This window comes from Pedobacter sp. AC379 (assembly GCF_979258145.1).
In genome coordinates, this window is the sequence record NZ_OZ409839.1 from 1,582,849 (window position 1) to 1,595,273 (window position 12,425).

Here is a 12,425-nt window from a genome sequence, read left to right on the forward strand (position 1 = left end):
TAATGCTTAATAAGGTTGTACATTTGTACGGGTTTATTGTTGTTGCATAAATTACATTTAATGCGCCCTAAGCACAGTATGCCCCATAATGCTAAATAAAATGCAAACAAAATTAAACACAATAGAAGAAGCTATCGCAGATATAAAAGCTGGTAAAGTAATTATTGTTGTAGATGACGAGAATAGAGAGAATGAAGGTGATTTTTTAACGGCGGCAGAAAACGCAACTCCGGAGATCATCAATTTTATGGCTACCTATGGTCGTGGTTTAATCTGCGCACCCCTAACAGAAGAACGTTGCAAGGAGCTTAACCTTAGTCTCATGGTAGGTAAAAACACCGCTGCTTACGAAACCAATTTTACCGTTTCGGTAGATCTTGTTGGTCATGGTTGTACCACAGGGATTTCAGCAAGCGACCGCTCAAAAACGATGTTAGCCTTGGTTGATCCTAAAACTAACCCTGAAGAGTTGGGCAGACCCGGACATATTTTTCCATTGATTGCCAAAGATGGTGGTGTAATCCGCCGTGCAGGACATACGGAAGCTGGAGTAGATTTAGCACGTTTAGCCGGAATGAAACCAGCAGGTTTATTGGTAGAAATTTTAAAAGAAGATGGTGAAATGGCCAGGCTTCCGGATCTTTTTAAAATTGCAGAACAGCACCAGTTAAAAATTATTTCAATTGAAGATTTAATCGCTTACCGTTTAACCATGGATAGCTTGATTAAACAGGAGGTAACCATCGATTTACCCACAGCTTGGGGCGATTTTAAAATGACAGCTTACACCCAATTGGATAATAATGCCACTCACCTGGCCATTTCTAAAGGTACCTGGACTGCCGATGAGCCTATTTTAGCGCGTGTGCACAGCTCATGTGTAACAGGTGATATTTTTGGCTCTTGTCGCTGCGATTGCGGACCACAGTTGCACAAAGCTTTGGAGATGATTGAGAAAGAGGGTAAAGGAATTGTGGTGTACATGAACCAGGAAGGTAGAGGTATCGGACTGATTAATAAACTCCGTTCATACAACCTACAGGATGCCGGTTTTGATACCGTTGAAGCCAATATTAAACTTGGCTTTAAGGGTGATGAACGCGATTATGGTGTAGGAGCACAAATCCTGAGGTCAGAAGGTGTGACCAAAATGCGCTTAATGAGCAACAACCCAACCAAAAGAGCTGGCTTAATTGGTTATGGTTTAGAAGTAGTAGAAAATATTCCGATCGAAATTGCCAGTAATGTGCATAACGAACGTTATTTAACTACCAAAAGAGATAAAATGGGCCATTCGATTATGAAAGGGTAATTCAGTTTGAAATTTACAGCTTGAAGTTTACAGTTTAGATTACGTAAATTGAAACCATATATAAAACCAACAGTTGAACAGGTGTTTAATTGTTGGTTTTTTTTTGGTCGTAGGGTAGCCTATAAATGGTAGTGTCGTCGAAGGGCTTTAACCCCAGATTTACACAGAGATCAGTTTTTGCCACGGAAACACAGAACGCACCGAGAATTCACAGAATGATCATACTACATCGTCCTCGTTTGTAACGAGGATGTACAAGTAAAGCGATTTTATATAAAAAGATTAATCTCTTAAGGTTATCGTCATTGCGAAAAGGCTTTTTCAGCCGACGAAGCAATCTTTCATCGCTCTTAAAAGAATTATTTTTGCATTGCAAATGCGTACCTCAAAAATCCTCGTTACAAACGAGGAGTATTTAACTCAGCATAACATAATTAAGGTGAATTGCTTTCAAATGAATGCTAAGCGATCAATCCCCACACTTACGTCCTCCTGAACTTGTTTCAGGATCTTCTTTGTAATGGGAATCGCTAATCTACATCGTCCTCGTTTGTAACGAGGATGTACGAGTAAAGCGATTTTATATTAAAAGATTAATTTCCTCAGGTTATCGTCATTGCGAGAAGGCTTTTTCAGCCGACGAAGCAATCTTTCATCGGTCTTGAAAGAACTATTTTCGCATTGCAAATGCGTACCTCAAAAATCCTCGTTACAAACGAGGACTATTTAACTCAACATGACATAATTAAGGTGAATTGCTTTCAAATGAATACTAAGCGATCAATCCCCACACTTACGTCCTCCTGAACTTGTTTCAGGATCTTCTTCGCAATGGGGATCGCTAATCACCAAATCACTACCAACAATTTACCCTCATTACCTCCGCTGGTTGCCTTTTGATTGATTAATAATCGCATCCTTGTTAATCGATTTGTTGGTTTTAACAGGTTTCTCACCTTGCTTACGTTTTAAATTCCTTCGGTAAGCACCAGAAATTTTCTGGATAAACTCTTTAAATGTATCAAACTGCTGGGTGTACACCAAACCAAATGAAGTTACATTTGCCGTTGCACTTATCCCGCTGTTTAAGAAAATACTTTGTTGTGTAGGTGGCTTATTGGCCGCTTTAACGGTTAAACTTCCATCTTTTTTCAATAAATAGAGGGCTTCCACTTCACTGCCAACATTGTTATTGTTAAAGCTAATAATGGTGAAATCATTTAAACTATTCCTATCTACAATACCTGCATTAATGATTAGGCGGTTATTAAAGAATTTAAATGATGCATTCGCCTCGCTTAGTGATCGTACATTCAGATCCACAAAGTTTAAATTTAACGAAGAAAGTACATTGTTAAACTGGTTAAATACCAACTCGGTTGCTGTACTTGTGGCGGTAGAACTCAACTGGTTTCCGATCGATTCTCCACCGTTGCCAGGTGCAAAACTTCTTCTGATAATTAAACTGAAAGCCTGTAAGTTCAGGTTATTCTGATCGCTGAAATAGGTTTGCAATTCTTCTTTAATTGAAGGTTGTGCCGGGAAATTAATATCCAGTTTGATATCTGGTTTTAACAACAAGCCTGTTAAACCCATCTCCACTTCCGTGTTTACCCTTTGGTTGGCATTGCTACTCGCATCACGATTGGCAGCTTTGTAAAGGTCGTTCAAACTTGCTCTCAGCGCATATACAGCTTTTAAGTTGATTTGTGCAGCAGTCGGATTTCCCGTCCAGCGGATGGTTCCACCTTGCCTGATCTCGAATTTTTTATTGATTACTTCCTGCGCGGTAAAATCAAAGCTTCCGGTTTCAATAATGTAATCTCCTGACATTTCAAAATCACCAAAACTATTGATGTTAAGGTTTAAATCTGCATTACCCTTGCCACTCAGGTTGCCCAGTGTGGTAAAAATATTGGCAGTAGTATTCTGATCTATCGTAAGTTTAAAGGTAAGGGTTAAACCATCAAAATTGGTTTTCTTCTTCACCAGCGTAGTCGAATCCCTGGAAACGAAATTAATAAAGTCTTTATCAGATATGGTTTCAGAACTGTTTAAAGGTAAATTGAAAACCGTGCCTTTTTCAGTTTTGGCTTTAATATCGATCTTCATCTTATTGGTAGGTCCGGTAAAGCTAAATACTCCGGTTCCATAAGCGCGACCGTAATATACAGAATTGTCTTTTGCCGTTGTATTCAGTGCCATTAAATTATTGGCTTCAAGCTTCACATTTAAGGTTGGGTAGTTAATATCGTTTAAATCTACCGTACCATCCTTAACTGTACCCTCGTGGCCCTCCAAATCCTTTATCGTAAAGTCTTCCAGCTTAATTACGCTGTTATTTACCTCCACTTTATCGGTAATTACATAAGTGGTTTTAAGGTAATTTACCATGAGCTGGCCTTTATCCAAGGATAAACTTCCATTTATTTCGGGTTTACTTAGTTTTCCTTTTACGGTTAAATCAGCAGATATGTTTCCTTTGAGGTTTGATACCAGCTCTTTTACAAATGGCTCTAAAATGGTGAGTTTACTCTCGTCCATCTTTACTCCAAGGTCAATCTCTTTCTCTTTTAAATCAAGATTTCCCGTTAGTTTAAAAGTTTCCGAACCATCTGCCACCACGCGTGTAAATACATTTACTTTGTTACTTTCATTGTTGTACGATGATGTATCTGTTAAAGTGCCGATATAGATGTCGTTAAAGTTCAGTGAATCGATTTTTAGATCATCAGTTAATCTTGGTGCTTTTAAAACACCGTACAAATCGGTTTTACCGTTCAGGTTTCCACCCAGTTTCACGCCAAAACCTTTGGTAAAAGGATTGAGGGTTTTAAGGCTGAAATCTTTAAAACCAACGCTTATTAAATCTTTAGGATCTTCAGAAATCAATCCATCAATAATCAACTGTTGTTTTCCGTTGGTAAGGTCAAAATTGCTGATTTCAGTTTTACCATTATTCAGTACAATTCTTACTTTTTCCTGTATACGCCATTCTTCACTGTTTATTTTTAAGATGGAAGGCAATACGCTCAACCTTGCTGTTGTGTCCTGGTTTTTGGTAAACTCCACTAAACCGTTCAAATCAAGCTGGTTGGCCTCATCTGAGTTAGACATTTTAACGTTGAAGGCCAAACTATCGTTCCGTAAAATATTGGAAATGTTGACGTCTTTAATAAATAAACTATCATTAATCTGTACCCGATCAGATGTTACAATCAGCTGAAGCTGTTGTGGAGTAGTGTTTTCATCAAGAATAATGTTGTTTACCACAACTCCATTGTATTTTAGTTTCCGCACAAAACCATTCAAGGTGGCTGTATTGTTCCGTGAATCGAAATCACCTGTTAAGGTGGCACCTTCTTCGAGCTCTAAACCTGGCGCAAAAATCTGCGACAAAGGTTCGAATTTTTTCACCATGAGGTTAAACTGAAATATCTGGTTTTTGTACTTAATGATATCAGCTTTTAACGAAGGAATGTAAGTTTTAGCAATGGCTTTATAGTATGAAACAATTGAGTTTAAATCGTACTCACCTTTAATGCTGGCATCTAAAATATCCGAACGGATATCAAGTACACGGTTGGCACCTGTACCATTGGCCATAAGTTGCACCGAATCTACGCTATATACACCCTTAGGATTTTGTAACCGGATCTCTTCAATCAACAACTTGCCCGAAATATTATCAAGGTTTGTTCCTGAGAAATTAGTGGTAAATTTTGCATCCACCATTAAAGAGTCTTTCAGGAGTTTTAGGGCCTTTAATTTCGCTTTGGAAATGGTTGCATTAAAGTTGAAAACAGGTAGTTTAGGATTTAGGTTTACGCCACCATCAAATACCAGTTTAACATTCCGGTCGTTAATACTCAGTTTACCATCGAAATATTTTTTATCAAACGTACCGTCAATTTTTACATTATGATACCTGTAATTGTTAAAGTCGATATAGGTTACATCGCCATTTATTTTCTCGGTCAAACTTTTAAGTTCCGTTCCGCGTCCTTTTACATTTAAAGAAGAAGTGATGCGGCCGAGGCTTTTTTCGCCAATCAGCTCGCCAACATTAAAATCGTAGCTTTTTACACTTCCGGTATAAGAAGGAACATCCTTTTTATCAAGCTTCATGTTTACATCAGAAACCAGGCGGCCAAGTTTTGTCTTAAATTCGCCATAAGCAATAAAATCGTTCTGAAAACCTGTAAAGCTTCCGTTAAAGTTAATGTTGCCGAATTTATTTACAATTGCCGGCACAATTTTCTTTTTGCTGTTTGTAATGCCTCCGAGTACCTCATCCAGATCGGTTTTATTTGTTCCTGCCATTTCGATGTTCAGGTCCATAAAGGTTTCCTTCCATTTCGGTAATCCCTTTAAAATGAAATCACCTTTTATGTGAGTCGCTTTTCCGGTTCGTATAGAAAGTTTCTTGGCTTTAAGGTTATTCACTAAACCGGTAATCTGGCCATCTACATCCAGATCAAGTTTCATGGTATTCAGCTCAGGAGCAAAAAAAGCTATATCTCTGGAGGTAATATGGCTATTCTTGAAAATTGCCTTCATCCTCACATTATCGATGTAGTGGTTAAAATCTTTATAACTTTTAAACCGCATCTGGTAATAATCAGTTAAACGGCTTTGGTTGGTTTCCAATAACAGATTTTTTAACTCAATGGCATTGCTATCTATCGTGGTTTGTGCAGTAAGGTTTTTCAGGTAAAATCCGCTACGCTCTTTAAAAGTTAAATTTTTAATATTGGTTTTAACCAAATGGTTTTTGGTATCCAATCCTTCAAAAATTCCGCTCAGTTGTTTCACATCAACGTTGTCGAAGTTTACGCTTTTTCCCTGGGTTGTATCTTTTGCATTGTAGTTAATATATCTGAAAGCAAATTTGTTCAAAATCAGGCGTCGCAAAGTCACATCGAAAGGTTTGCTTTTCTTTTTCTTTACCGTAGGTTTACCAGAATCGAAGTAGTTGATGATGAAATCGAGATTAGAAGACTTATCTTTGAAATCCTTTAGGTAAAACTGTCCGTTATTAATTTGAACGGTGTTGATATCAATAATCTTCTTATCAATGGACAATTGATTAATATCGACCATAAATTGGGGAGTGCTCAATAAAGTGTCTTTTTGAAGATCAAGCACCAGTAAATCTTCAAGAACGATAGATTTGAAGGGTTTGATATAAAGGCTTTTGATTGATATAGTAGTTTTGAGCTCTTTTGATAAGTATGCAGCAGCCCTCTGAGCAAAATAAGTTTGAACAGGCTTAAATTGCAGAGAAAAAATAACAAGCGCGAGCAGCAAAATTATTGATGCGATTACCCAAAGGAGTATTTTAAATAGTTTTTTAATAATTTTGCAGCTTAAATATTAATAATTTGTCTGTTATACTTGCTATTGAGTCTTCTTGCGATGATACATCCGTTGCTATTTGTAACAACGGCAAAATTACTGCCAATGTTATTGCAAACCAAACAATTCATCAAAATTATGGTGGTGTTATTCCTGAATTGGCTTCAAGGGTACACCAACAAAACATTGTACCTGCCGTACAACAAGCGCTGATTGATGCCAATGTTACAAAACAGGACATAAATGCCGTTGCTTTTACGCGTGGCCCTGGCCTTTTAGGTTCATTACTGGTTGGTGTTTCTTTCGCAAAATCTTTTGCTTTAGCCTTAAATATACCTTTAATTTCTGTCAATCATATGCATGCGCATATTTTAGCGCATTTTATTGACGATCCAAAACCTGTCTTTCCGTTTTTATGCCTTACTGTTTCTGGTGGCCATACGCAGATTGTTTTGGTTAAGGATTACTTCGACATGGAAATTGTTGGCGAAACCCTGGATGATGCTGCAGGTGAAGCTTTTGATAAAACAGCTAAACTTTTGGCTTTACCTTACCCTGGCGGACCATTAATCGATAAACATGCGAAGCTTGGAAATCCGCTTGCTTTCAAATTTGCTGAACCGCAGATTGCGGATCTGAATTTTAGCTTTAGTGGTTTTAAAACCTCAATCCTTTATTTTATCCGGAAGCAGGAAAAAGATAACCCTAATTTTATTGCAGAAAATTTAGATGATATTTGCGCGTCAGTTCAACATAGTATTGTGCAAATATTACTGAATAAGTTAAAAAAAGCAGCAACACAATATAATATTAAAGAAGTTGCGATTGCAGGGGGAGTTTCGGCAAACTCGGGTTTGAGAAATGGCTTAGAGCAAACTGCAGAAGAATTTGGTTGGAGCATTTATATACCAGCTTTTCAATATTGTACCGATAATGCTGGAATGATTGCCATTGCAGGTTATCAAAAGTATTTGAAGCAGGATTTTGTTGGTCAGGATATTTCACCACTTGCAAGGATGGAATTTTAGAGGGATTTTATGGTGTAACTTATGAAATGCGTTACTTCTTCCGTGGGTCCGTGATAAACATAGGTAACTTTGAACTGTAAGCCGCCAACTGAAAACTGGCAAAAAGAATTGATTAAATTGAATTTATATATATGACTGGAGCATCGTTGATATTTTGGATTGTTTGTGCGATACCGTTAATCGGAGTTTTATACTGGTTGATTAGAAAGGATAAGAATAAACTAAAGGGAAGTTGGGGCGTAATTATTTTGGGTGCTTTGGTTATTGCGGCGCTTTTGGTAATTGTATACGTAACAAAAGATTTCAGTGCCGTATTCAGTCAGAATTAGGTAGAGCGATCTCCCTATATACAATAACATAAACTGCTCTGTTTAAATTTGAGCGTTTCGTTATCGCGGCAATTTTGCTAATTGAATAGCTATCAAAAGATTTTGATGCCTCATTCAGTAAGAATTAATTGAGTGGTATTTCGAAATATATTATAAAACAATCCGCCCTGCTAAATAATCTTTAGCAGGGCGGATTTTTATCTTTAGGTAATAATGGCTGATTTATTTGTTTATTTTTCAGCTAATTTATCACCAGTTACTTCGGCTTTAATTTTAACTTCCAGTTCTTCGGCAAGTTCAGGATTATCGCTTAACAATTGTTTCACAGCATCTCTACCTTGACCAAGTTTGGTATCTCCATAGGAATACCATGATCCGGCTTTTTTAATGATACCAAAATCAACACCTAAATCAACGATCTCTCCGTTTTTAGAGATACCTTCTCCAAACATTACATCAAATTCTGCAATACGGAAAGGCGGAGCCACTTTATTTTTAACAATTTTTACTTTAACACGGTTACCTGAAACTTCGTCAGAATCTTTGATCTGAGAAATACGACGGATATCTAAACGTACAGACGCATAAAATTTCAAAGCATTACCACCCGTTGTTGTTTCAGGGTTACCAAACATTACGCCAATTTTATCACGCAATTGGTTAATGAAGATACAGCAACATCCGGTTTTAGAGATTGTACCTGTTAATTTACGTAAGGCCTGGCTCATTAAACGGGCATGTAAACCCATTTTACTATCACCCATTTCTCCTTCAATTTCACTTTTAGGAACCAAGGCCGCAACAGAGTCAATAACGATTACATCAATTGCACCTGAGCGGATCAGGTTATCAGCAATTTCTAAGGCCTGCTCACCGTTATCTGGTTGAGAGATTAATAGGTTGTCGGTATCTACACCTAGTTTCTTTGCATAAAACTGGTCAAAAGCATGCTCCGCATCAATAAATGCTGCAATGCCACCTTTTTTCTGTGCTTCAGCAATAATGTGTGTAGCTAAAGTTGTTTTACCAGAAGATTCCGGGCCATAAATTTCGATTACACGACCTTTTGGAATACCTCCAATACCTAAAGCAATATCCAAGCTAATTGATCCTGTAGAAATAAAATCTATCGGCTCAATGGCAGTATCGCCAAGTTTCATGATGGTACCTTTGCCGTATGATTTCTCTAGTTTGTCTAAAGTAAGCTGTAGGGCTTTTAATTTATCTGGATTTGCAGTGCTCATTTCTTTTTTCATTGATTGCGTAAATATAATCGATTCTCGGCTAATATGATCAAATGTTGATATTTATAATACTAATATATTTAGCTAAGGTAAATGTTTTTTGGCTAATGTCAATAGTAAATTCAAAATATTTTTTTAAGCCCTTAATTTATCTCTTTCGTTTTGAGCAGTTAAGCGTTCGAAGTACCTGCACATGTAGGTAATCTCGCAAACATCACATTTTGGGCTTCGGGCTAAACAAACATAACGGCCATGCAGAATAAGCCAGTGGTGTGCAATATGGATATCATGCTCTGGCAAATGTTTTACCAGATCTTTTTCTACAGCAAGCGGGGTTTTACCATTGGTTAACCCTAAACGGTTGGCCACACGGAAAACATGCGTATCAACCGCCATGGCAGGCGCATTGTAAATTACCGAGGCGATAACATTTGCAGTTTTACGGCCAACACCAGGCATTTTCTGTAAATCATCAATACCAGAAGGCACTACATCATTAAATTCGTGAAGCAAAATATTAGCCATGCCCACCAGGTGTTTGGCCTTATTGTTAGGATAACTAATGCTTCTGATATAATCAAAAACAATATCGGGTGTGGCTTCTGCCAATGCTCTGGCATTCGGGAAACGTTGAAAGAGGGCTGGAGTAACCATATTTACCCTTTTATCGGTACACTGTGCAGAAAGGATTACCGCCACTAAAAGCTGATAAGGATTATTATAATGTAATTCGGTTTCTGCATCAGGCTGCTTGGCCGAAAAGTGTTCTACAAAAAGTTTGTAACGTTCTTTTTTAAGCATGGCCAAAGATAAGAGATAAATTGTTATTGGTTCACTTGTTCGGTGGTCAATAGTTCCTTAGTCGAAGGTTTGTTAGTCGATAGTTCATTTGTCAATAGTCCAATAGTTTATTAGTCGATAGTCCAATAGTTCTTTGGTCAATAGCTAAATAGTTTGTTGGCCAATCGTCTATTAGTTAATCGTCTAAACTGTTTTGCAAACCGAAAAAAGATATTGCTGTATTGTTTTTAAAGTATTTATCAAAAAAGAATAAGGCTGCTGATGAATTGCTGGTTAAAGTTAATTAATGCATAACAACCAATTTCTCTTTGCTTTCTGCTTCGAGTATTGGTTTTGAGCTGGTGCTTTTAATTAACCAAAAAGCAAATAGGGCACCTACAAGTGCCATTGCTGCACCCACATAAGCAGGTGAAGTATAATCGAAACCATAAACCAATGGAAGTCCGCCGAAGAAAGCACCTAAGGCATTGCCAATATTAAAACTTGCCTGACTTGCTGATGCCGCCAACATTTCTGAACCTTTGGCACTCTGGATCATCAGCATCTGGATTGGTGCGGCCAACGCGAAAGCTACTGCTCCGGTAATAAAAGTCATGATTAAAGCCAATGGCTGACTTGCTGAAACAAAGTGCACAATGGTTAGTGTAATTACCATGGTTAACAGTAATGCTGCAGATGCTTTTGCCGGAGAAAATTTATCAGCAAGTATGCCACCAACGTAATTGCCACAAAGCATGCCTATGCCTGCCAACATTAAAATATAGGTAACTGCATTTGGCGAAAAACCTGCAACATCTGTCATAAGTGGAGCAATATAGCTGTACCAGGTAAATAAACCACCGGTACCTATGGAAATCATAAAGATGATGATCCAGGCTTCCCTCTTTTTGAAAAAGCTTAACTCTGCTTTTAAATCTCGGTTTTTAGTGGCTTCCAAAGCTGGAAGCCATAATTTTAAGCTTAATAAAGTAACCAGTCCGACAAATACAACTACTGCGAAAGAAATGCGCCAGGAGAAATTATGACCGATAAAGGTACCCAATGGTACGCCAACAATATTGGCAATGGTTAGGCCCATAAACATGAGCGATACCGCCTGTGCAGCTTTCCCTTTTTCTGCTATCCTGCTCGCCACTACCGATCCTACGCCGAAAAATGCACCATGAGGTAAGCCAGAAAGTAATCTGGCAATAAATAAAGTATTAAAAGTAGGCGCAAAAGCCGAAAAGGCGTTAAATACGGTAAACATAACCATCAAAGCAATTAGAATCATTTTTGGTGGATATTTACCTGCGATCATAATCAATAAAGGCGCGCCAATTACTACCCCTAAGGCATAAGCCGAAATCAAATGCCCGGCCTGTGGAATGGTTACGGCTAAATCCTTTGAGATATCAGGGAGCAGACCCATCATAACAAATTCTGTTATGCCGATGCCTAAACCGCCTAATGTGAGTGGAAGCAAGTTCTTGTTCATAGCGTACTTAGTGTTAAATTTACACTATGCAAAGGTAATGCTTTTTGTATTAGGGCATTGTAAAAATTAGGCCATTTATGAAGGCATGTGAGATGGGTGAATTGAGATAATTATTTATTGCTAAATTGTTTCCTTGCTAAAGGAAGATGTTTAATAGTTTATGAGCAATAAACACCACGGTGAGCTTATCATATGATAAACGCTAGTTAATTGCTTTTTTAGCCTGACTATAGTCTATTACAAATAATTCGATAGATGTGGTTCCCTCAATTGCTAATTGTTGATGGTCATTTTTATCTAAAATATCTAGGCGTATTCATAATCTGTTACAACTTCTAATAGACCAGTCGCCTCATCAGAAGAAAGCTGTTTATTGACTAATACGTGGCTTATTAGATTTACTGTATTTTTGAGCCCGGCTAACTGTTCTGTTTGAGCTTTTAATTGACTTTCATTTATGGAATAACCTTTAATCAAATATTCTTTTAGTATTTTATTTGCCCAAATTCGAAATTGCGTGCCTTCCCGTGATTTTATCCTGGAACCAACAGATATAATAACGTTTAAACTGAAAGCAGCTACTGGTTTTTCAGAATTTGCAGTATGCATAAAATGCATATTGCTTTTTCTACTAATTTTTCTTCTTTAAAAATATTATTAATATGCCTAGAAATCACGGATTGATCTCTCTTGAATAAACTTACCATCTGAGACTGTGTTAGCCACATCGTTTCTTGGCTTAAGTTAACATCAACCGCTGTTTGTCCATCCTTAGTTTGGTAAATAACAATTTGATTGGGCTCCATTATTGCTCGTTTTAAAGTAAAAATACAAAAGGTTATTAAGGAAGAATTAGGTAATGGTAAAACTTTAGTG

At 37.5% G+C, this 12,425-nt stretch carries 9 protein-coding genes; 3 read left to right on the forward strand and 6 right to left on the reverse strand.

What is annotated here, in order from left to right:
- Nucleotides 1-100 precede the first annotated feature (100 nt).
- Nucleotides 101-1,312, forward strand: coding sequence for a bifunctional 3,4-dihydroxy-2-butanone-4-phosphate synthase/GTP cyclohydrolase II (locus ACZZZW_RS07065; protein ID WP_055912011.1), 1,212 nt, complete (start codon nucleotides 101-103; stop codon nucleotides 1,310-1,312).
- Nucleotides 1,313-2,188: 876 nt separating this feature from the next.
- Here the strand turns inward: ACZZZW_RS07065 and ACZZZW_RS07070 are convergent.
- Nucleotides 2,189-6,433, reverse strand: a complete 4,245-nt coding sequence (locus tag ACZZZW_RS07070; protein WP_463492688.1) for a translocation/assembly module TamB domain-containing protein — start codon at nucleotides 6,431-6,433, stop codon at nucleotides 2,189-2,191.
- A 263-nt stretch (nucleotides 6,434-6,696) separates the two neighbouring features.
- Here ACZZZW_RS07070 and tsaD point away from each other — a divergent pair, with 263 nt between their 5' ends.
- Together tsaD and ACZZZW_RS07080 are read left to right on the forward strand one after the other, a co-directional pair.
- On the forward strand, nucleotides 6,697-7,698 hold the full coding sequence (gene tsaD / locus ACZZZW_RS07075; RefSeq protein ID WP_463492689.1) for a tRNA (adenosine(37)-N6)-threonylcarbamoyltransferase complex transferase subunit TsaD: 1,002 nt from the start codon (nucleotides 6,697-6,699) through the stop codon (nucleotides 7,696-7,698).
- A 131-nt stretch (nucleotides 7,699-7,829) separates the two neighbouring features.
- Entirely contained in the window at nucleotides 7,830-8,027 is a 198-nt protein-coding gene (locus ACZZZW_RS07080; protein WP_055911432.1) for a hypothetical protein, read from the forward strand.
- Between the two features lie 230 nt (nucleotides 8,028-8,257).
- Here the strand turns inward: ACZZZW_RS07080 and recA are convergent, their stop codons facing one another.
- The 5 genes from recA to ACZZZW_RS07105 all read right to left on the reverse strand — a co-directional run bounded on the left by recA (nucleotide 8,258) and on the right by ACZZZW_RS07105 (nucleotide 12,355).
- On the reverse strand, nucleotides 8,258-9,271 hold the full coding sequence (gene recA, locus ACZZZW_RS07085; RefSeq protein ID WP_055912009.1) for a recombinase RecA: 1,014 nt from the start codon (nucleotides 9,269-9,271) through the stop codon (nucleotides 8,258-8,260).
- Nucleotides 9,272-9,406: 135 nt separating this feature from the next.
- A complete protein-coding gene (nth, locus tag ACZZZW_RS07090) occupies nucleotides 9,407-10,072 on the reverse strand; it encodes an endonuclease III (RefSeq protein WP_463492690.1) in 666 nt (221 codons plus the stop codon).
- 283 nt (nucleotides 10,073-10,355) lie between these two features.
- The gene (locus ACZZZW_RS07095; protein WP_463492691.1) at nucleotides 10,356-11,549 is read right to left on the reverse strand and encodes an MFS transporter; all 1,194 of its coding nucleotides are present in this window, start codon (nucleotides 11,547-11,549) and stop codon (nucleotides 10,356-10,358) included.
- A gap of 306 nt (nucleotides 11,550-11,855) precedes the next feature.
- Nucleotides 11,856-12,158 carry a RhuM family protein gene (rhuM, locus tag ACZZZW_RS07100; RefSeq protein ID WP_463492692.1) on the reverse strand — a complete coding sequence of 101 codons (303 nt, stop codon included), beginning with the start codon at nucleotides 12,156-12,158 and terminating at the stop codon, nucleotides 11,856-11,858.
- Complete coding sequence (locus tag ACZZZW_RS07105) at nucleotides 12,128-12,355, reverse strand: hypothetical protein (protein ID WP_463492693.1); 228 nt, start codon at nucleotides 12,353-12,355, stop codon at nucleotides 12,128-12,130. Before ACZZZW_RS07105 ends, rhuM begins: the two co-directional genes overlap by 31 nt.
- Nucleotides 12,356-12,425 lie beyond the last annotated feature (70 nt).